Origin of the sequence: Psychrobacter sp. UBA6766, assembly GCF_002453355.1 — a bacterium.
Taxonomy (GTDB): Bacteria; Pseudomonadota; Gammaproteobacteria; order Pseudomonadales; family Moraxellaceae; genus Psychrobacter.
The window spans coordinates 25,075-45,861 of record NZ_DKGQ01000047.1 but is presented as its reverse complement, the minus strand read 5'-3'; the positions used below and the strand labels follow the sequence as shown (position 1 = coordinate 45,861).

Below are 20,787 nucleotides of genomic sequence, written 5' to 3'. Positions count from 1 at the left end.
CTTGGTGTGTTAATCTAAGAATTCAAACATTTGGCTAAATGAGTTAGCTTAATATCAAACTATCATCTTCGACTTTTTCACCGCGGGTTTGCTCAAACATATCCAGTAAGTCATGCACGGTCATGCCTTGACGGTCATTACCCGCGACATCTAAAACCACTTGCCCTTGATGGAGCATCACGGTACGCGTGCCATGGGCTAATGCCTGCTGCATCGAGTGCGTGACCATCATCGTTGTAAGCTGATTGTCCGTGACGATTTTATCAGTTAATTCTAAAACAAACGCCGCAGTTTTAGGATCAAGGGCGGCCGTATGCTCATCGAGCAGCAAAATCTTAGATGGCTGCAGTGATGCCATTAGCAGGCTGACTGCTTGACGCTGACCACCAGATAACAGACCCATCCGGTCAGTCAGGCGATTTTCTAGACCTAACTTTAAAACGGATAATTTCTCGCGAAACAAGTCACGGTTATTTTGGTTAAGCGCAAAGTTTAAACCACGTTTGCCGCCGCGCTTATAAGCAAGCGCCATGTTTTCTTCAATGGTGAGCGCCTCACAAGTTCCCGCCATTGGGTCTTGGAAGACACGAGCGACCCAGTGGGCGCGTTGGTGCGCCGTCTTTTTGGTGACATCGATGCCATTTAGTAAGATTGAGCCGCTATCGACGCGCGTGGTGCCACTGACCGCATTTAAAAAGGTCGATTTTCCCGCGCCATTGGTACCAATGACGGTGACAAATTCACCATCGGCGATATTGAGGTCAATGCCGCGAAGGGCAGGGTTCTCAATGGGCGTTCCAGGATTAAAGGTCAACCGCAAATCTGTAGCTTGCATCATAATAATTATTCCTTATGTTTGCACCTTGACACTAAGCCCGAACTTTGCGACTTAAAAATTTATTTTTAGCTTTGGGCAATACCAAGGCCAAGACCACGAGTAGCGCGGTAATCAAGTTTAAATCCTGCGGACCAAAACCAATACTACGCAGTGTGCTGCTTGACAGCGCTACCTGAATAAACAACTTGTACAATACCGCACCGATGACCACCGCAAAGGTAATCAGCCAAATCCGCTTGGCCGGAATAATGGTCTCACCGATGATAACCGCTGCCAGACCAATAACAATGGTCCCGATACCGATCGAGATATCCGCGCCGCCTTGCGTCTGTACAAACAGCGCGCCTGCTAACGCAATTAAACCGTTAGAGATCGCCATACCAATGATGGTCATCCATGAAGTATTGATACCTTGCGCCTGTGCCATCCGTAGGTTTGAGCCAGTCGCTCGCATCGATAAACCCGTCTCCGTACTATAAAACCAGTTTAAAAATAACATAGCAAACAGTACGACAACACCAATAATCAGGCAACGCATCCAGTAACCATTGCCATCACTGACTAGGGTGCTAAATACTGTTGTTTCACCTAGCAATGGTAAGTTTGGTGCACCCATGATTCTCAAGTTAACAGAGTAGAGTGCGACCATCACTAAAATACTGGCAAGTAACTGCAGGATGCCAAGTTTAACGTGTAACCACGCCGTGACGATACCAGCAACTGATCCTGCTAACATACCAAAGGCACAAGCAAGCCAAGGGTTGATACCAGCGATGATAGAAATACCAGCAACGGCGCCACCTAGCGGGAAACTACCGTCGGCGGTCAAATCCGGAAAGTCGAGGGTACGAAATGAGATAAGGACGCCAAGCGCCACTAGGCCGTAAATCAGACCACTTTCAAGCGCACCAAAAAAAGCAATTAAAGACATAAGAGATCAGTAAGTCATAACCCAGCGTTTCATCAATTTTGGCATGACAAGTGAGATAGGCGAAATATCCCACTATCGATCAACCAATTTTAATTAAACGACTAAGTGGTGAATTTAACAGATTGGGTTATCTGCAGTTAAGGTAAAGCAAAACCTATCACTATATATGCTTGAGTGTAATTTTTACTCAATTAATGCCTTTAAGAAACAAGCCCAGCCTACTGACTGATAGCGGGGTTTGTTGGCGTTACATATATAGCAGTTCCAGGTTAACCAAGACGATAATGGGCGTTAAAAATAGCACTGACACGCTGCCTATTAACTACCCTGCATGTTCGTTACCGTCTATGGATGAGATACGAGAAGCGGCAGTTATTCTACCACTTCTTTTGCTTTGTCGATAACGGCTTGTGGCAAAGTAATGCCTTCGGCTTTCGCATTTTTTGGGCTGACATATAAATCGAGTGATTGCGGCGTATAAACAGGAATCTCACCCGCTTTTTCGCCGTTTAAGATGCGCGTGACGATCTTTCCGGTTTCACGACCTAAATCGTAATAGTTTACCCCTAACGCAGCAACTGCACCGCGCTCAACTGAACTGGTATCAGAGGCAATCAATGGGATTTTGCTTTCTTTAGCGATTTGGTACAGTGATTCATAAGCTGAAACCACGTTATTATCCGTTGAGGTATAAATCATATCAACTTTACCTTCAAGACTACGGGCGGCCATCGCGATGTCATTACTACGCTGAGCAGGCGCCTCGTGGACATTAATACCAAGTGGAGTCAGGTTCTCTTTTAGCGCTTTTAAAACGATGGTTGAGTTCACTTCGCCTGGGCTATAGACATAACCGACGTTTTTTAGACTTGGGATAATTTGACGCATCAAATCGATTTGCGGTGCATAAGGGAGGGCATCGGATGCACCCGTAACGTTTGTTCCAGAACCATCAAGCTTAGGCACCAATTTAGCCGCTACAGGGTCAGTCACAGCTGAGAATACCATAGGAATAGTACTGGTAGAGGCCGCAACAGATTGTGCTGACGGCGTTGCAATCGCAACAATAACGTCTGGTGCATCAGCGACGAATTGCTTGGCAATCTGGCCGGCAGTCGCGGTATTACCTTGGGCGCTTTGGAAGTTAATGGTTAAATTTTCGCCTTCTTTAAAGCCGGCGTCATTCAACTCATCGATAACGCCTTTACGTACGTCATCGAGGGCTGGATGCTCAACGATAGCGGTAATAGCGACCGTTTTCATGGCAGCTTTGGCATCGCCACCCGTTGCAGCGCCGTCAGTGGTATTAGCATCTTGAGCTGACTGATTACAGCCGGTCAAGATAGCGGTGCAAACACCGCCCCATAATAAAGCTTTGGCGAAACGATTTTGATACAACATGGGTCTGACTCCTGAAAATAATAATGTGTCCGTACATTATATAAAAGATAAAAAAGGGTAGCGCTGCCAGCCTTCATCCTAGCTGATTTTATAATCCGTTGTATAGCTGATTGTTAATTACTGTCAGTTTATTCATTACTATTGAATAGCAACTATTTATTAATGGCTATTTACTGGTTTTTTGTGCTTCTTTATCGACATTGATGGCGTTTTTAAGTAAATCTGCTGATAAGCTAGTACCTTGTTCAGCGGCGTGTTTTGGGCTGACATACAGCGTTAAGGTGTTCATCACTTGCGGTGCGATATCTTTTGTTGCTTCACCGTTTAACACACGATAAACCATTTTGCCTGTGGTACGACCAAAGTCATAGTCATTGACACCAAGCGCGGCCGTTGCACCGCGTCTGACACTAAACTCGTCAGAGGCAATGACTGGAATATCAAGCTCATTAGCCGCATTTGCCATCGCTTCAAAGGCAGAAACCACGTTGTTATCCAGTGAGGTATAAATGACTTCTACTTTTCCTGCAAGACTACGAGTTGCCATCGCAACGTCAGTAGGGCGATTAGCGGTTACGCCCAGTATTTTAAGCCCGCGCGCTGGAGCCGCTTTTTCAAGTTGTTTAAGTACCACCACAGAGTTGGCTTCGCCTGGGCTATAAACATAACCAATGGTTTTTACATTCGGAACAATTTTTTGAATATTGTCTAATTGCGGCTCGATAGGCAACTCGCTTGATAGACCAGTCACATTGGTTTGGATAGGTACGTCATTTTCATCGATAAGCTTCGCTGCCACCGGGTCTGAGATGGCAGTATAAATGACCGGAACGGTTTTGGTCGAAGCAACGACTGATTGCGCAGAAGGGGTTGAAATGGCGACGATAGCATCTGGATTGTCGCCAGCGAACTGCTTAGCAATTTGTCCTGCAGTTGCGGTATTACCTTGCGCACTTTGGAAATTAACTTTCAGATTTTGACCTTTTACGTAGCCATTTTCAGATAGCTCATCAATAATGCCGCGGCGCATCTCATCTAAAGAAGGATGCTCGACAATCTGCGTGATGGCCAAGGTTTTGGCAGGCTTATCGTTAGTTGTGCTGTCATCAGTGGCGGTCGCAGTATCTGTAGCATTAGAGCAAGCAGTTAATCCAAGTGCAGCGCTAATAGCAGCGCCGAACAAGCTAAAGCGTAAAGTCGTGGCAAAGGTCATTTTATTTTGGCTCATAGGTTAAAAGGTGCAGGTTACCCGAGTCAATATTATGGGCATGCTGAGATAACGGGCGAACATTAAGGTAATCAATCCCTTGATCGTTACGTCCATATTATGACAGTAATGTAACTTATGGCAATAAGAAAATAAAACGCATTTGTCATTGATTTTATAAAATTCAATTGAAGTAGATTTTTGTTTATCAACTAACTTTAAGTCGATACTTTTTATGGTTAATATTTGATAAATTTAAAATAAAAAAGATGCCACGAGGACATCTTTTTTTTATTTGTAAGCGTGGCATCATTTAAGCCAGCAAATCACCAATCACGCAGTTATCCGGTAGAGTCACTACCGTTAGCTGTGTTTTTGGATTACCTGTCGAGAGCACCATACCTTCTGAGATGCCAAATTTCATCTTACGTGGCGCAAGATTGGTGACGCAAATCACCTTTTTATCCAGTAATTGCTCAGGCTCATAAAACTTACGAATACCACTAAAAACATTTCGTGGTTTGTCTTCGCCAACGTCTAAGGTAAATTGTAAAAGCTTATCCGCGCCTTCGACATAGTTGCAGGCTAAGACGTGAGCCACTTTCATCTCAACTTTGGCAAAGTCTTCGATACCAATATAGTCAACTTGCTCAGTTTCATGATCAGCTTTTGCTGGCTCTGCGTTTGTCGCTGCTGTTTTATCATCTGATTTACTATCGGTGCTAACGGTCGGGGAATCAGCTTGCGTCAACGAAGCTTTCGAATCTTCAACCATTGCGGCAATATCTTTTTCTTCGATACGCTGCATTAACGGTTTAAACTTATTGATTTTATGACCCAGCAACCACTCATTACGGCTAGCAAAGCTTAAGTCATCAATATTTAAAAATTCTTTAGCATCGGCCGTCAGCTCAGGCAATACAGGGGCGAGATATACCATCAATTGACGGAAAATATTAATCGCCACCGAGCAGACGTCTTGAACTTCTTGTTCAGTGCCCTCGATCTTAGCAAGCGACCAAGGTTTTTTCTCATCGATATACTCATTGGCTTTATCCGCACATTGCATGATTAAGCGCATGGCACGCGAGAATTCACGGTTCTCATAAGCGGCGGCAATTTCATCGCCAGTTTTAGTAATGTCTTCTAATAACTTAGGCTCAGTACAAACCTCAGAGAGCATACCGTCGTATTTCTTCACGATAAAACCAGCGCTGCGACTGGCAATATTGACCACTTTGCCGACCAAGTCAGAGTTGACCTTTTGCATAAAATCTTCTAAATCAAGGTTAATGTCCTCGACTTTGTCAGACAATTTGCTCGCAAAATAATAACGTAAGTATTCAGGATGCAAGTGCTTAGCGTACGTTTCGGCTTTAATAAAGGTGCCGCGCGACTTACTCATTTTTGCGCCATTGACAGTTAGAAATCCATGCGCAAATACGCCCGTTGGCGTACGGAATTCGCTACCCGCAAGCATTGCTGGCCAAAATAGCGCATGGAAATAAACGATGTCTTTACCGATAAAGTGATACACCTCGGTTTTATGCTCGTTTTCTTGCATCCAATAACGGTCAAAATCAAGCGCTTGGTCAGTGCCTTCGCGTTTATCACATAGGTTTTTGAAGCTTGCCATATAGCCAACTGGTGCATCAAGCCAAACATAAAAGTACTTGTCTGGCTCGTCGCTTGGCGTATCTGGAATTTGAAAGCCAAAGTAGGGCGCATCACGCGAGATATCCCAACTGGTTAGCCCAGCATCAAACCATTCTTGCAGTTTGTTAGCGACCGACACTTGCAGGCGATTTTCGCTGCGCGTCCAATCCTTTAAGAACTGCTCAAACTCCGGCAAATCAAAGAAATAGTGCTTTGAAGTTTTTAAAACAGGTGTGGCATTTGACAATGTTGAGTGCGGATCGATAAGGTCGGTCGCATCGTAGGTGGTACCGCAAACTTCACAGTTGTCGCCGTATTGGTCAGGTGCGCCGCATTCAGGACAAGTGCCTTTAACAAAACGATCGGCTAGAAATAGTTGTTTTTCTGGGTCAAAAAGCTGCTTGACGTCCTTTGTACTGATATGACCGGTGCTATTTAAACGACGATAAATCAGTTCAGAAAAATGCTTATTTTCTTCGGAATGTGTGCTGTGATAATTGTCAAAATTGATCAAAAATTTATCAAAATCTGCTTCATGTGAGGCTTTTACTGAGGCGATTTGTTCTTCTGGGGTCACGCCATTTTCTTCGGCTTTTAGCATGATTGCTGTACCGTGCGCATCATCAGCGCAGACGTAAGTGACTTGATGGCCTTGCGCTTTCATCGCCCGCACCCAAATGTCGGTTTGAATATACTCTACAAGATGCCCCAAATGGATATCACCATTGGCGTAGGGCAGGGCACTGGTTACTAGAATCTCACGCACTTTTGTCACCTATATTTTTATATAAACGGATTGGTTATCAATAGAAATTGAAAAAGTGTGCCTATGATACCGTAATTCAGCCAAATTTGTGATATTACCTCAGTAATTAATATGCTCATTCATCATATAACAACCCTAAACCTGCACGGTATGGCGAGCGATAACTTATATAGAGGTTAATATAGTCAATGAAAAGTAATATCGATACACCACATACTGCTTGTATAGTTTTTTTGCAGCCTCTGTCTGCGTAGGCACAGCAAGCAAGAAAAAACTATACAAGCAGTATCGTAGCGTTTTTAAAATATTTTAACTATAGAAATCAATACTTATCAAATGGCAGCATAATAAAAACCCACCAATCAATTGATCAGTGGGTTTTATAAAAAAGTAAATTTCTATGGTATTTAAAGATGCTATTTAAAGTCTGCTTTTAGCATTTTAATATCTTTAAAATGACCCAAACATTGTTCCTAAAATAATAACGGCCACCACAGCGACAAGTGGAATGGCCATTGTGACCATTGCCACGTTTAGATAGGACTGCTTATGCGTCAAACCACAAATCGCAAGCAAAGTAATGACCGCGCCACTGTGCGGCAGGGTATCGAGACCACCTGCTGCCATCACCGCCACTCGGTGCATCAGCTCAGGATCAATACCAGCGGCGACCGCCATTCTTAGATAGTCTTCACCTAAGGTTGATAGGGCGATACTCAAACCACCAGAGGACGAGCCCGTAATACCAGCCAATGTGGTCATCGCCACCGCTTCTGAGATTAGCGGATTGCCTGGCGTTAGGTTTAGGATACTGTCACGAATAAGCAAAAACCCTGCCAGTGAAGCGATCACCGCGCCATACCCGACTTCTGATGCCGTATTAAAAATCGGTAACATCGAGTCATAAGTTCCGCGGTTAATGGTTTTTTGTAGATTGTTCCAATGACCGATCCGTAGTACGATTAATACCACGCAAGCCACGACCAATGAGATGATGATCGACCATAATCCTAGCGAGCCTGCGATATTTAAATCGGGAAATTGCGATTGTAAGCCACTAAAGTCCATTGATGGGAAGATAAAATAAGTTAATAGAGCGTTTAAGCCAATTACCAATACCAGTGGAATCATGGCGACGGTAAAGGAAGTGTGATGGGTGCTGAGCAAATGAGTGTCTGCAGTAGTGCCTCCAATACCGCCTACGTCACTTTCGTCATGTTGACCATAGCCTTCGCCTGCGGCATTGGCTTTTCTAGCTCTTGATTGTAACCACAACCAACCACAAAAGAACATGATAAGGCCACCAATGATACCCAAAATAGGCGCGGCAAAAACGTTAGTATTATAATAAGGAATCGGAATGGCGTTCTGAATCGCAGGCGTTCCTGGTAACGCGGTCATGGTAAAGGTAAATGAGCCCAGAGCGATCGCTGCTGGAATCAAACGCTTAGGAATATCAGCAGCTTTGAACAAGTCTTTGGCGATAGGGTAAATAGCGAACGCCACGACAAATAACGACACACCGCCGTAGGTCAAAATAGCACAAACTAAAATGACTGCCAAAATAGCTTTGCTGGCACCGAGTTTTTCGACCACAGTTTTAGCAATGGCTGTCGCTGCTCCAGAGTCTGCCATCAAACGACCAAATAAGGCTCCCAATAAAAAAATAGGGAAAAACTTAAGCAAAAATCCACTTAACGCTCCCATAAATACATCGGTATAAGCAGGGATGGTACTTAAGAAATCACCCGAAAGCAGAACGGCTAAAGCGGCCATAATTGGGGCTAAAATCAATACCGAATAACCGCGATAAGCAAAGAACATCAATAGTAATAACGTAATGACAATAGCAAACGTGCTAAACATAATCGCCCTCCTTGGCAAAATTAAGGCCGCGAGTATGCCGTGCATGATCATATGAGTCAATAAAATAAATCAAAACAGAGTATGTTTTATATTTAATCAAATATAAGTCTGTAATGTTGCTTTATAGACCCTTTATATGCTCAGCTACTGCGCTGGTTGGTGTGCTCTTAATGTTATCCTCTAGGCGCTGCGAGAATAATATGTTAAGTTAGCATAAGTAAGTTTTATATGATATATCGATAAGGAATGTATTGTTATAAAATAGCAAAATTATTGGAAATAGTGGTGAAAAATAAGGGCTGATATAGGCAGCTAACAATCAGTAATGATTTACTTCAATAACAAAAATATGACTTGCAAGGAGATAAGCATGAGTCAATCAAAAGTATACAGCAGTGCCGAAGAGGCGCTAAAAGGGGTGGTCAGTGAGGGGCAAACGCTTGCTATCGGTGGGTTTGGGTTGTGCGGTATTCCAGAAGCGCTGATCGAAGCATTACGCGATAGTGGCGTCAAAGACTTGACCTGCATCAGTAATAACGCGGGTGTCGATGATTTTGGTTTAGGATTGCTATTGCAAACGCGCCAAATCAAAAAAATGATCTCATCGTACGTTGGTGAAAATAAAGAGTTTGAACGTCAATACTTGGCAGGTGAGTTAGAAGTTGAGCTAACGCCGCAAGGGACATTGGCCGAAAAACTACGCTCGGGCGGCGCGGGGATTCCTGCGTTTTATACCGCAACTGGCGTGGGCACACTCGTCGCCGAAGGCAAAGAAACGCGCGATTTTGACGGTCGTACTTATGTGCTTGAGCACACGTTACGTGCTGATGTGTCATTGATCAAAGCACAAAAAGCAGACAAAGCTGGTAACTTGATTTTTAATAAAACGGCGCGAAACTTTAACCCAGACTGCGCGATGGCGGGCAAGATTACCATCGTCGAGGTCGAAGAAATCGTCGAGACTGGCACACTCGATCCTGATGAGATTCATTTGCCAGGAATCTTTGTGCAGCGCATTGTATTAAATAACAGTCCTGAAAAGCGTATCGAAAAAACCACGACCAAAACAGTCGAAGGCGCTTAATTCAACAACAAGATGAATAAAAATAGAATATCGTAAAAATAAGGAAATTATCATGGCATGGACAAGAGATCAGATGGCACAGCGTGCTGCAAAAGAGCTACAAGACGGCTATTATGTCAACTTAGGGATAGGTTTGCCGACATTGGTAGCCAACCACATTCCTAAAGATGTCGATGTTTGGTTGCAGTCAGAAAACGGCTTATTAGGAATTGGCGAGTTTCCAACGGCAAAAAACGTCGATGCGGATTTAATTAACGCAGGCAAGCAAACCGTCACTGCCGAGACGGGCGCCAGTTATTTTAGCAGCTCAGAGTCGTTTGCCATGATTCGCGGTGGTCATGTGAATTTGGCGATATTGGGGGCGATGGAAGTGTCAGAAAATGGCGATTTGGCCAACTGGATGATTCCCAAAAAGATGGTCAAAGGTATGGGCGGAGCGATGGATTTGGTCGCTGGCGTGCAGCGCGTGATTGTACTGATGGAGCAAGTCAATAAACATGGCGACCCAAAAATCCTTGCTAATTGCGAGTTGCCATTGACAGGAAAAGGCGTGGTTGACCGTATTATCACTGAGCTTGCGGTATTAGACGTTACGGATAGCGGTCTAAAGCTGGTCGAGTTGGCAGAAGGTGTGAGCTTTGATGAGTTGCAAGAAAAAACGCCCGTGACTATTGCTCAATAAGCGCATTTGGCTCAAACATAAACTATTCAACGACCTATTTAATAATGGACTATAAAATATGGCGACTCAATTACAACAGGATTTGACAGGCAAGGTCGCTTTAGTAACAGGCTCGGCAAGTGGCATCGGGCGTGATATCGCTGAGACGTATGCCAAAGCAGGGGCAGCCGTTGGTATCGCAGATATTAACCGTGAAGCCGCTCAAAAAACAGTCGAAGCTATCGAAGCGACTGGTGGCAAGGCAATGGCGATAGCGATGGATGTGACGTCTGAGTCTGCGGTCAACGATGGTGTGCAGCAGCTGGTTGATACCTTTGGCGGCATTGATATTCTCGTCTCCAACGCCGGTATTCAAATTATTAATCCAATTGATAAGATGGCGTTTGAGGATTGGAAAAAAATGCTTGCTATTCATCTAGATGGGGCATTTTTAACCACCAAAGCGGCGGTGCAGCACATGTATAAAGACAATAAAGGTGGGACGATCATTTATATGGGCTCAGTACATTCGCATGAAGCATCACTATATAAAGCGCCTTATGTCACGGCTAAACACGGTTTATTAGGTTTGTGCCGAGTGCTGGCAAAAGAAGGCGCTGAGCATAATGTGCGTGCGCATGTGATTTGTCCAGGATTTGTCAAAACACCTTTGGTCGAAAAACAAATCCCTGAGCAGGCAGCCGAAAAAGGCATCAGTGAAGAGTCAGTAGTGAAGGATATCATGCTAGTCAATACCGTTGATAAAGAATTTACTACGGTTGACGATATCGCTCAATTGGCGCTATTTTTAGCGGCTTTCCCAAGTAATGTTTTTACTGGTCAATCTATCGTTGCCAGTCATGGTTGGTTTATGAATTAGCAGTCGATTTATAAATTAGCAATTTTTTGGCTGTTTTCTGTATTTGTGAGCGATTAACTTGCTAATAAAACAGCAATACACTAGCATCTAGTTTTATATTAATTTGAGCCAATAATATTGGCTCTTTTTTATGAGCGTCTGTTGTACCAGTTCGCGCTGCACGGAGTAAAAGCAATGAAAAATAAAGACTTAGCGTTGACCTATGCCGAAAAACTGAGCCGTGCTATCGAGCAACAACAGTATGAGCAAGCGATTGAAGAGGTTCAGGAACTGCGACCCATTGATATAGCCGATGTGTTGGCACTGATTGAACCCAAACTGGCTTGGCAGCTACTCGCACATTTACCCAATCGCTCGACGATATTTGCTTATTTAGACGCCGATAGTCAAGTGGCGCTTGCTTATGTGTTTCCCCGGGCTATTTTAGCTAAGATAGTCGGGGAGATGCCATCTGATGAGCGTACTGATTTGTATAAGCGCCTTAGTCAAGACCAACGCGACGTGTTATTACCGGCATTAGCGCAAGCGAAGCGTGAGGATATTCGCAGATTATCGGCTTATGAAGAAGGCACGGCTGGTGCCTTGATGAGCTCTGATTATGCCACCTTAGGCGCTGAGATGAACGTCGCTGAAGCCTTGGACGCGCTACGATTAGAAGCGCCCGATGCCGAAACCATTTATCATGCTTATGTGATTGATGACGCGCGTAAGTTATTGGGTGTGGTGTCATTAAGAGTGCTTATTTTGTCATCACCTGAGCAGATGATTCATGACATTATGGTCAGCTCGGTCATATCTTGTGATGTCAATGACGATCAAGAAGACGTCGCTAAAATGGTCGCCCGTTATGATTTGATATCCTTACCCATTACTGATGCGAATGGGGCATTGGTCGGTATCGTCACCCATGATGATGCGATGGACGTAGCAAGCGATGAAGCTACCGATGACTTTCATAAGTCAGGCGGTGTCTCGACCATGGTCGGTCGTCTAAAAGATGTCAGTATCACCGTTCTCTATCGCAAACGCGTCTTTTGGCTAGTGTTTTTAGTATTCGGTAACTTGCTCTCAGGATTAAGTATTGCCAACTTTGAAGATGTCATTGCAGCTAACTTAGTACTAGTATTTTTCTTACCTTTATTGGTTGACAGTGGCGGTAACGCCGGATCGCAGTCGGCTACTTTGATGGTACGTGCACTAGCGACAGGTGATGTAGTGATGCGCGATTGGTTCTCACTACTGGGCCGAGAAGCATTGGTTGCTTTATTGTTAGGTGCCACAATGGCAGTGGCTATTGCCCTAATTGGTTATGTTCGCGGTGATGCAACCGTCTCTCTAGTACTTGCATTAAGTATGGTTTGCGTGGTTATGATTGGTAGTGTGATTGGAATGAGTCTACCCTTTATACTTAATAAACTGGGCTTTGACCCTGCGACTGCCAGTGCGCCTCTGATAACATCGATAAGTGATGCTTCAGGTGTACTTATTTATTTATTTATCGCTTCCAAGTTTTTGCCGATTGGTTAGTCTATTTAACAATAAACTATTGAGATAAAAATTCAGTAGCATCCTTTGGCTCTCACACCTACTGACAGTGTGGTTTTTTTATAGCGCGCATTGAGCTACACTAGCGATATAAAACCATTTAGTAAAAGCTTTTTGTGGCAACGTTTTAGCTAAGATTTTATTCAAAAAGTTATTAGGGCATATCTTAGTTAAAAGTGATGGCTCAAAAAACAGATCTTTAATAAGCGATTATTTAATTTTGCCAAATATAACCATCGATATAGGTAGTAGAGGTAGCTATGTTTAATTTTATAAAAAAAAGAGCATCTTCGAAATCCGAAACCCCAGAGCAACAAGCCGCACTTGATAGCGCTGTTGATAAAGTGCTATTAGGTTATCATGTGGGCAAGAGCAGTATCGCGACTATGGTAACGGGCCTTGAGCGCGACGGCGATCAGCTGACCTTAGACTTGCGCCTACCGCAAGATAGCGACCCTGAGGTTATTCAACAAGAGCTAGGCAGTCTATTGCATCCGCACGGTATCAGAGTGATTCATATGAATGTTCGCCTGCCTGCGTCAGCAAAAGGTGCGGGCTCAAGCCTACCAAAAGCCATGCCAAAAACCACCAATGCGATGGAAAAGCAGACTAAGCCATCGGTAACTACTGATAGCAGTAATCAGGCTGAACCGCCGATTACGAAAGCGGCTCCGACGCAAGCGTCCTTGACGGCGCATCCGCGTATCCGCCATATTATCGTCGTCGCTTCGGGCAAAGGCGGCGTGGGCAAATCAACCACTACCGTTAATATCGCTTTAGCATTACAGAAGTTAGGCAATCGAGTTGGCGTGCTGGACGCTGATATTTATGGACCGAGTATGCCGACCATGTTGGGCGTAGATAAGGTCAAACCCGAGCTAGAAAACGAGCAATTTGTTCCTATCGAAGCGCATGGTTTGGCTATGCTATCCATTGGTAGCCTGCTCGATGGGGATAATACGCCCGTCGCATGGCGCGGACCAAAAGCGACTGGCGCGTTGATGCAGCTGTATAACCAAACCAATTGGCCGCAGCTCGATTATTTAGTCATTGATATGCCGCCTGGTACCGGCGATATTCAGTTGACATTGGCGCAGCGCATTCCAGTGACGGGCGCGGTGATTGTGACGACTCCGCAGCATATTGCTTTACTTGATGCGCAAAAAGGCATCGAGATGTTTAATAAGACCAATATTCCAGTACTTGGTGTGGTTGAAAATATGGCGCTGCATACGTGTAGCAACTGTAACCATACCGAAGCTATCTTTGGCACTGGTGGTGGTGAGAAAATCGCTGAACAGTATCATGTGCCGTTATTAGGACAACTACCACTCGCCAGTGGTATTCGTGAGCAAGTGGATAAAGGTGAGCCTAGTGTCTTAGCGGATGATGAGTTTGCATCCTACTATCTAAGTATTGCCAAGAATATAGAAGCCAACATTAATAAATTTGCCAAACCAGTCGATGATAAGCGTATTTTCTAATAGTTTTTAATGGCTTCTAAAGTTAGTAAAATAGCCTAAGCATATAAAGTCTTACAATCTAAATGGCTTTGAATTTTAAAAAGGAAGTATCGTGAGTCTATCCATTTATCAAAGTCATTTAGATACTATCCCCAAGCAATATCAGCTCCTAAAGCTATTTCGTCCGCCAATATACGTGATTGAGCTGTCGAATAATCAAGTAAGCGCCGTTTGCTACTATAAAGATGGCAGTAGCAAACGCTATCAGGTTAATGCGGATTTTAGCAATCGCCGAATGGTGATTGCTGATTTTTTACAAGCAGTACAAGCTATGACTGATTTATTGCTTAAATTTTCTAAGCATCCGTTTGGAATAAGTTCTTTTGCAGTAGTCAATGTGACAGAAGAGCTTATAGATGGTTTGACGATGATAGAGATTAAAGCTATTAGGGAAGCCGTTTGGGCTGCTTCAGGACAAGCAAAGAGAAGAATCGTCAGCAGCATAGTTAGCTACCAAGGACAGCCAGTAGCTGTAAATGAATAGTGACTTAGAAAAAATTGGCTAGGATGCCTTAACCATGAAGCAAAATAATAATCACCAACCTATCGCTAATCACTTGAGAGCAGTTGAGATTGACCAGCTTATTCAAAACGGTCAACCTAGCTTTGGCGTTTTTGCTAACGTTAAGCGCATCAACTATCTTGACTATCATAGCCATCTTATCTCGCAAAAAGCGCTGCCAAACTGGCGCAAAGCGCTTAAAGCCAACCAATTTTGTTTTATCCAAATTATCGAGCCGCCTTATCGAGTTTGCCTAGCACTAGCGACGATTAAGCTTGCGACCAGCGCCTTCGTTTATCTTTATCATGATGAAACTAATGAGCTAGAAGTTTGCGAAGCCTTGCAACCTTTGACTTGGCAGACCTTATTAGAAGGCGATTGCTATCAAGGTCAAATGGCGTTTACCCATAATAAGCTGACCGTAACATTGGGTTTTACGCCTTCCCAGATTGACGTTGTGCTAGATAGTCAAAACCTTGCACTCAATGCAACCTTAGCAAGACAATCACAGCCACTAGCTATCTGTACACCGACAGGTAGGCGAGGTTGGACCTTTACCCAAAAAGAGTCGTTGACCGCTGTATCTGGTCATTTACTTATTAAAGCCAATTCAAAATTTCACATAAATACTTCCAAGGTTCAAGCTAAGCAAATAGACTTTAACGACACCACTCTTGCCAATCTAGATTGGACACTTGGCTATATGCGTCGTGAGACCAATTGGTTTTGGACGTGTATCAATAGCTATTTGTCAGATGGGCGTCATTTCACATTGAACTTATCGATGGGCGTCAATGAAACCGGTGCTAGTGAGAATGCGTGCTGGCTTGAGGGGCAGATAGTGTATTTACCGCCTGTGATGTTTATACGTCAAGATATGGATGCAGCCGCACAACATACTTGGCGTATTCATCACCAAAACCTTAGCTGGAGCAATGTCGATATTGATTTAACCTTTACACCAATTACCGTCTATAAAAAGACCGATAATTTTGGTATCGTTGCAAGTATTTTTGAGCAATGGATGGGTCTATATAGCGGCGAAATACGAATCAAAGATGAAGTGATTAGCTTTGATAAGGTAATGGGATTGGCAGAAGATCATTTTGCAAAATGGTAGCAGCAGTGTGCTCATTGCGTGTTTACAAATAGTAGATGTAATTTAAAATCAGCCAAGCCTATAAATCACGTCATCAATTCCGTATAATCGTCGCTATCAAAAAATCATTCAAATTATAATCCCTATTCTATATCTGCTAAGGAACAATAATGTCTATTAAGTCTGACCGCTGGATTCGTAAAATGGCTGAAGAACACGGCATGATTGAGCCATACGAGCCAGGTCAAGTACGTTTTAATGATGCAGGCGAGCGTCTGGTGAGTTATGGTACATCAAGCTATGGCTATGACGTACGCTGCGCGCCTGAGTTTAAAGTTTTTACTAACGTGCATTCAGTCGTCGTCGATCCCAAAAACTTTGATGAAAAAAGCTTTATCGATATCGTTGGTGATGAGTGTATCATTCCGCCAAACTCATTTGCACTCGCGCGAACCATGGAATATTTTCGTATTCCACGTGACGTCTTGACGATTTGCCTTGGTAAATCGACTTATGCGCGCTGCGGTATCATTGTCAACGTGACGCCTCTTGAGCCTGAGTGGGAAGGGCACGTAACCTTAGAATTTAGTAATACCACCAATTTACCAGCGCGTATTTATGCGGGTGAAGGCGTGGCACAAATGCTGTTTTTCCAAAGCGATAGTGACGATGTTTGTGAAACCAGCTATAAAGATCGTGGAGGTAAATACCAAGGTCAGCGCGGTGTAACATTGCCTAGGACATAATGCTCTAAAAAGGCAGTCAGTTAGACAACAAAAAAAGCTGGACGTACTCATTACGACCAGCTTTTTTTTTGCAATGTTTTATATATAAGTCTTAATTATTTATATGAATCTTATTTTAAGACTTTTAGCCCAGCTTTATTATCGCGTTTGGGTTTAGGAGCGGCAGAGCTTTTTTTAGAAATAGCGTCGGTATCTTCTTCAGGAACATAATCATCGTATTCATTGGGGTCAAAAAACATTCCTTGTGAGTTTTCTTTGGCATAGATTCCCATCACTGCCTGCAGTGGTACCCAAATTTCTTGTGATACGCCGCCAAAGCGCGCACTAAAATGGATATAGTCATTTCCCATGCTCATATTACCCGTGGCACGGCTGGCGATATTGAGCACGATACGGCCGTCCTGAACATGCTCTCTAGGAATTTGTACATTGTCAGCGGTGGCATCTACCATCAGGTACGGCGTGAGCGCATTATCCTCTATCCACTGATATAACGCACGCACCATATACGGACGTGTAGGGGTAATAGACGTGAATTCTTCGCTCATCTCTTGGTTTCCTTATTGATGGTTATTAATAATACTCAGTGAGTTGTTTTCGGCAGAATAATGGTATTAGAAAAATCTTTCATTTATAGAAAAGCCATTCATTGTATGGCTACTTTATATAAGAATCTATTTTAAGCGAGTGGTCAGCGGTTGTCTAATTAACGCACGCTTTTTTGAAAGCTGCCCCGCTCAAAGACTCGTTTTTGATAGTCAAATAGAGGACGACTAATGGCACGTGGCAGCTCAATGCCCATCTCTTCTAATCGCCATAATAAAGGTGCTAATAGCACATCGCACCAGCCGAAATCGTCTGCCATAAAGTAGGGTTTATGGGAAAACAGGGGAGATAGCGTAATCAGTGAATCGCTTAGCTGTTTTTTGGCTAAAGCGGCTTGGGCTTTATTGAAACTGTCGGGATGCATCAGTAAACGCTTACCAAGAACCAACCAGTCATGTTGAATACGCCATGCCAACTGGCGGAATTGGGCGCGCTCTTGCGGCGTATCAGGAAGTAGTTTATTGGCATGATAACGCTCCTCTAAGTATTCAAAGATAACGTTAATCTCATAAAGCGCAATCTCACGCTGTTGCAGGACAGGGAGGGTATGATAGGGGTTGAGTTCGGTTAAATCTTCAGGACGCTCAGAATGCAAACGCGACAAATAATAAGCAAGCTTTTTTTCTTCAAGTAATAGGCGTACCACATGGCTGTCATAGCCATCATCAGCGTATAAAATCAGTTGACTACTTGGAATGTCATTCGCATCAATCATGGAAGCCTAATGTTAATGGTAAAGCCTGTCATCGTAAACAAAGTTACTCTGTTTATCAAGGTAGCGTACGTAAATATAGCGTATGAGCTGATTATTTAATAGCCATTTAAACGTCTGACTGTCTGTTAAAACGTAAAAAAGGCCCTACCGAAGTAGGGCCTTTTATTATAACGATACTTATTATTCAGATGATACTGAAGCTGTAGCTCGCGATTATTTTACGTCTTTCCAGAACTCTTTATTTAGCAAGTAAACTGGAATTAATAACACTAATAAGAATAAAATCACAAAAAAGCCAATCACTTTACGGTCATGACGGATAGGCTCAGCCATCCATGCCATATAGTTAACCAAATCGCCTACTTCAGATTTGAATTCATCTGCACTTAGCTCTTCTTGCATATTGTGCAAGACGTGCGGCATCGCGGCGTTTGCGAGCACTAAGTTGTTAGAGCCCCAAGGACGGCTCGGATCTTCATAAAATGACAACAAGTACGTATATACCCAGTCATCACCGCGCAGTCTTGTTTCAAGTGACAAATCTGGAGGTGCAGCGCCAAACCATGATGCTTGAACGTCAGGGTCAATCTCAGCATTGATATGGTCACCGATTTGATCGGTGGTTACCATCAGATACTTTTCAACCAGCTCTGGCGGTATCTCTAAGTCTTTTGCAATCCGCGAGTGGCGAACATACTTTGCTGAGTGACACCCAGCGCAGTAGTTCATGAAAATCTTCGCACCGTTTTGTAGCGAACCCTTATTGGTGAAATCAATAGGGGCGGTGCTACAAGCTAAGTGTTCTACCACGCCATCGGCATTGGTAAACGTTCCGCATCCACCTTCTGCCATTGCACTACCAGCAGTCAAGGTCAATGCCGCGCCTAAGCCTAGACCAGCTAGGGATTTAATTAGCGTGCTCATTAGTGACCTCCGGTAACGCGTTCTGGTGGCTGTTTACACTTCTCAATAGCTGTGTAGAACGGCATCAATAAGAAAAACAAGAAATACAGAATGGTAAAGATACGCGCTAAAATTGTCGATGTTGGCGTTGCAGGTGTTGCACCCAAGTAACCCAATACCACAAAGCTGATAGCAAAGATAGTAAGTGCAATCTTAGATAAGATACCTTTATAACGTATCGAACGTACTGGTGATCTATCTAACCATGGGATCAAGAACAGGAATGCAATCGCACCACCCATTGCAACCACGCCGCCAAGCTTGTTAGGAACAGCACGTAAGATGGCGTAGAAAGGCGTGTAGTACCATACTGGCGCAATATGTGCAGGTGTTTTCAGTGAGTTCGCTGTCTCAAAGTTTGGTGGCTCAAGGAAGAAACCGCCGCCTTCTGGGAAGAAGAATACCACTGCAAAGAACAGGATAAAGAAGACAACAATACCAACCATATCATGCACAGTGTAATAAGGATGGAATTCGATACCGTCTAATGGCACACCGTTTTTGTCTTTTAGCTTTTTAATGTCAATACCATCAGGGTTGTTTGAACCGACGTGATGTAATGCCACTAAATGCATAAATACTAAGCCTACAAGTACTAGCGGAATAGCAACGACATGTAAAGCAAAGAAGCGGTTTAGAGTAATACCTGAGATGATATAGTCACCACGAACCCATTCAGCAAGACCATCGCCAATAACAGGCAGTGCGGCAGGTAAGTTCAAGATAACCTGTGCGCCCCAAAACGACATGTTGCCCCAAGGAAGTAGGTAACCGAAGAAACCTTCTGCCATCAATGCTAGGTAAATACCCATTCCGATGAGCCAAATAAGCTCACGCGGTTTTTGATATGAGCCGTATAGCAAGGCGCGGAACATATGCAAATATACGACGACGAAGAACGCAGATGCGCCCGTCGAGTGCATATAACGGATGAGCCAACCACCTTTGACATCACGCATGATGTATTCAACAGACGCAAATGCCCCTTCGGCACTTGGGTTATACATCATCGTCAGCCAAATACCAGTCACCAATTGGTTGACCAGTACGACCATTGATAACACGCCAAAGAAATACCAAAAGTTAAAGTTCTTTGGAGCATAGTACTTTGACATATGATATTCATAGGTTTCAGTCGCAGGAAAGCGCGCGTCTACCCAATGCATTAACTTTTTACCCATGCTCATATTAAGCCTCCCCAATCGTCAAGATGGTACCATCCATGCTGTACTCTGGGATAGGTAAGTTAAGCGGCGCAGGAACACCATTAAAAACGCGACCTGCTAAATCATATTTAGAACCATGACAGGGGCAGAAAAATCCACCGTACCAGTCATTACCGCCTAAATCAGCTGCACCAACATCAGGACGGTAGTTCGGTGCACAGCCTAAATGTGTACAGACGCCTTCTACCACCAGTACCTCTGGTGACAAAGAGCGCTCAGGATTTTTACAATATTCTGGTTGTAGTGATTCTTCTGAATCAGGATCAGACAGTAGTGGCTTGACGTCGTCTAATCCTGCTAGCATATCTTCAGTGCGCTTTACTACATAGATAGGTTTGCCACGATATTTGACGACAATCATTTGTCCTGCTTCGATAGAACCAATATCTTGGTTTACTGCCGCGCCTGCAGCCTCAGCTTTAGCGCTTGGGGTCCAAGAACGGACAAAGGGTGTCGCCACAGCAGCTACCCCAGCTGCACCAATGACGGCAGTCGAGGCAATAAGAACTCTACGACGTTGTACGTTAACGCCTTCGGCATGGCTCATTAATACTTCCTCCAGGTGAATGAAA

Annotated in this window: 19 protein-coding genes; 8 read left to right on the top strand and 11 right to left on the bottom strand. The window is 43.8% G+C overall.

The genetic code is table 11. The annotated features are described in order from the left end of the window. Nucleotides 1-43 precede the first annotated feature (43 nt). From B4K26_RS10765 to B4K26_RS10740, 6 genes are all read right to left on the bottom strand, one after another. Nucleotides 44-838, bottom strand: coding sequence for an ABC transporter ATP-binding protein (locus B4K26_RS10765; RefSeq protein ID WP_296245464.1), 795 nt, complete (start codon nt 836-838; stop codon nt 44-46). Between the two features lie 31 nt (nt 839-869). After that, on the bottom strand, nt 870-1,769 hold the full coding sequence (locus B4K26_RS10760; RefSeq protein ID WP_296245463.1) for an ABC transporter permease: 900 nt from the start codon (nt 1,767-1,769) through the stop codon (nt 870-872). A 372-nt stretch (nt 1,770-2,141) separates the two neighbouring features. Then, nucleotides 2,142-3,170 carry an ABC transporter substrate-binding protein gene (locus tag B4K26_RS10755; protein ID WP_296245462.1) on the bottom strand — a complete coding sequence of 343 codons (1,029 nt, stop codon included), beginning with the start codon at nt 3,168-3,170 and terminating at the stop codon, nt 2,142-2,144. 166 nt (nt 3,171-3,336) lie between these two features. Further along, nucleotides 3,337-4,383 (bottom strand): ABC transporter substrate-binding protein, encoded by a 1,047-nt coding sequence (locus tag B4K26_RS10750; protein WP_296245466.1) that lies wholly within the window; start codon nt 4,381-4,383, stop codon nt 3,337-3,339. 307 nt (nt 4,384-4,690) lie between these two features. After that, a complete protein-coding gene (gene metG, locus B4K26_RS10745; protein ID WP_296245461.1) occupies nt 4,691-6,799 on the bottom strand; it encodes a methionine--tRNA ligase in 2,109 nt (702 codons plus the stop codon). A gap of 450 nt (nt 6,800-7,249) precedes the next feature. Continuing rightward, nucleotides 7,250-8,665 (bottom strand): GntP family permease, encoded by a 1,416-nt coding sequence (locus B4K26_RS10740; protein WP_296245459.1) that lies wholly within the window; start codon nt 8,663-8,665, stop codon nt 7,250-7,252. A gap of 370 nt (nt 8,666-9,035) precedes the next feature. On the opposite strand from B4K26_RS10740, the gene B4K26_RS10735 reads away from it, so the two are divergent. The 8 genes from B4K26_RS10735 (at nt 9,036) to dcd (ending at nt 16,705) form a co-directional block, all read left to right on the top strand. Further along, a complete protein-coding gene (locus tag B4K26_RS10735) occupies nt 9,036-9,749 on the top strand; it encodes a CoA transferase subunit A (protein ID WP_296245458.1) in 714 nt (237 codons plus the stop codon). Between the two features lie 52 nt (nt 9,750-9,801). Continuing rightward, nucleotides 9,802-10,431, top strand: coding sequence for a CoA transferase subunit B (locus tag B4K26_RS10730; RefSeq protein ID WP_296245457.1), 630 nt, complete (start codon nt 9,802-9,804; stop codon nt 10,429-10,431). A 58-nt stretch (nt 10,432-10,489) separates the two neighbouring features. Further along, the gene (locus B4K26_RS10725; RefSeq protein ID WP_296245456.1) at nt 10,490-11,290 is read left to right on the top strand and encodes a 3-hydroxybutyrate dehydrogenase; all 801 of its coding nucleotides are present in this window, start codon (nt 10,490-10,492) and stop codon (nt 11,288-11,290) included. A 174-nt stretch (nt 11,291-11,464) separates the two neighbouring features. After that, nucleotides 11,465-12,817, top strand: coding sequence for a magnesium transporter (gene mgtE / locus B4K26_RS10720; protein ID WP_296245454.1), 1,353 nt, complete (start codon nt 11,465-11,467; stop codon nt 12,815-12,817). 278 nt (nt 12,818-13,095) lie between these two features. After that, on the top strand, nt 13,096-14,319 hold the full coding sequence (gene apbC / locus B4K26_RS10715; protein ID WP_296245453.1) for an iron-sulfur cluster carrier protein ApbC: 1,224 nt from the start codon (nt 13,096-13,098) through the stop codon (nt 14,317-14,319). Between the two features lie 91 nt (nt 14,320-14,410). Further along, nucleotides 14,411-14,842, top strand: coding sequence for a hypothetical protein (locus tag B4K26_RS10710; RefSeq protein ID WP_296245452.1), 432 nt, complete (start codon nt 14,411-14,413; stop codon nt 14,840-14,842). A 34-nt stretch (nt 14,843-14,876) separates the two neighbouring features. After that, nucleotides 14,877-15,980: a DUF2804 domain-containing protein gene (locus B4K26_RS10705; protein ID WP_296245451.1), complete on the top strand. Its 1,104-nt coding sequence runs from the start codon at nt 14,877-14,879 to the stop codon at nt 15,978-15,980. Nucleotides 15,981-16,129: 149 nt separating this feature from the next. Beyond that, nucleotides 16,130-16,705, top strand: a complete 576-nt coding sequence (gene dcd / locus B4K26_RS10700) for a dCTP deaminase (RefSeq protein ID WP_296245449.1) — start codon at nt 16,130-16,132, stop codon at nt 16,703-16,705. A 110-nt stretch (nt 16,706-16,815) separates the two neighbouring features. On the opposite strand, the gene B4K26_RS10695 is transcribed toward dcd, so the two are convergent. The 5 genes from B4K26_RS10695 to petA all read right to left on the bottom strand — a co-directional run bounded on the left by B4K26_RS10695 (nt 16,816) and on the right by petA (nt 20,762). Next, nucleotides 16,816-17,253 (bottom strand): ClpXP protease specificity-enhancing factor, encoded by a 438-nt coding sequence (locus B4K26_RS10695; RefSeq protein WP_296245448.1) that lies wholly within the window; start codon nt 17,251-17,253, stop codon nt 16,816-16,818. A gap of 158 nt (nt 17,254-17,411) precedes the next feature. Next, nucleotides 17,412-18,026 (bottom strand): glutathione S-transferase N-terminal domain-containing protein, encoded by a 615-nt coding sequence (locus B4K26_RS10690; protein ID WP_296245447.1) that lies wholly within the window; start codon nt 18,024-18,026, stop codon nt 17,412-17,414. Nucleotides 18,027-18,239: 213 nt separating this feature from the next. After that, on the bottom strand, nt 18,240-18,950 hold the full coding sequence (locus B4K26_RS10685; protein ID WP_296245445.1) for a cytochrome c1: 711 nt from the start codon (nt 18,948-18,950) through the stop codon (nt 18,240-18,242). After that, nucleotides 18,950-20,170 carry a cytochrome b gene (locus B4K26_RS10680; protein WP_409521395.1) on the bottom strand — a complete coding sequence of 407 codons (1,221 nt, stop codon included), beginning with the start codon at nt 20,168-20,170 and terminating at the stop codon, nt 18,950-18,952. The genes B4K26_RS10685 and B4K26_RS10680 overlap by 1 nt, the downstream gene beginning before the upstream one ends. A 7-nt stretch (nt 20,171-20,177) precedes the next feature. After that, a complete protein-coding gene (petA, locus tag B4K26_RS10675) occupies nt 20,178-20,762 on the bottom strand; it encodes a ubiquinol-cytochrome c reductase iron-sulfur subunit (RefSeq protein WP_296245444.1) in 585 nt (194 codons plus the stop codon). Between the last annotated feature and the right edge of the window lie 25 nt (nt 20,763-20,787).

Bases quoted from the DNA above. Each gene is read 5' to 3' on its own strand.
- B4K26_RS10765 (WP_296245464.1), bottom strand. From the start codon at position 838: ATGATGCAAGCTACAGATTTGCGGTTGACCTTTAATCCTGGAACGCCC.
- B4K26_RS10760 (WP_296245463.1), bottom strand. From the start codon at position 1,769: ATGTCTTTAATTGCTTTTTTTGGTGCGCTTGAAAGTGGTCTGATTTAC.
- B4K26_RS10755 (WP_296245462.1), bottom strand. From the start codon at position 3,170: ATGTTGTATCAAAATCGTTTCGCCAAAGCTTTATTATGGGGCGGTGTT.
- B4K26_RS10750 (WP_296245466.1), bottom strand. From the start codon at position 4,383: ATGACCTTTGCCACGACTTTACGCTTTAGCTTGTTCGGCGCTGCTATT.
- B4K26_RS10740 (WP_296245459.1), bottom strand. From the start codon at position 8,665: ATGTTTAGCACGTTTGCTATTGTCATTACGTTATTACTATTGATGTTC.
- B4K26_RS10735 (WP_296245458.1), top strand. From the start codon at position 9,036: ATGAGTCAATCAAAAGTATACAGCAGTGCCGAAGAGGCGCTAAAAGGG.
- B4K26_RS10730 (WP_296245457.1), top strand. From the start codon at position 9,802: ATGGCATGGACAAGAGATCAGATGGCACAGCGTGCTGCAAAAGAGCTA.
- B4K26_RS10725 (WP_296245456.1), top strand. From the start codon at position 10,490: ATGGCGACTCAATTACAACAGGATTTGACAGGCAAGGTCGCTTTAGTA.
- mgtE (WP_296245454.1), top strand. From the start codon at position 11,465: ATGAAAAATAAAGACTTAGCGTTGACCTATGCCGAAAAACTGAGCCGT.
- apbC (WP_296245453.1), top strand. From the start codon at position 13,096: ATGTTTAATTTTATAAAAAAAAGAGCATCTTCGAAATCCGAAACCCCA.
- B4K26_RS10705 (WP_296245451.1), top strand. From the start codon at position 14,877: ATGAAGCAAAATAATAATCACCAACCTATCGCTAATCACTTGAGAGCA.
- dcd (WP_296245449.1), top strand. From the start codon at position 16,130: ATGTCTATTAAGTCTGACCGCTGGATTCGTAAAATGGCTGAAGAACAC.
- B4K26_RS10695 (WP_296245448.1), bottom strand. From the start codon at position 17,253: ATGAGCGAAGAATTCACGTCTATTACCCCTACACGTCCGTATATGGTG.
- B4K26_RS10690 (WP_296245447.1), bottom strand. From the start codon at position 18,026: ATGATTGATGCGAATGACATTCCAAGTAGTCAACTGATTTTATACGCT.
- B4K26_RS10685 (WP_296245445.1), bottom strand. From the start codon at position 18,950: ATGAGCACGCTAATTAAATCCCTAGCTGGTCTAGGCTTAGGCGCGGCA.
- B4K26_RS10680 (WP_409521395.1), bottom strand. From the start codon at position 20,170: ATGGGTAAAAAGTTAATGCATTGGGTAGACGCGCGCTTTCCTGCGACT.
- petA (WP_296245444.1), bottom strand. From the start codon at position 20,762: ATGAGCCATGCCGAAGGCGTTAACGTACAACGTCGTAGAGTTCTTATT.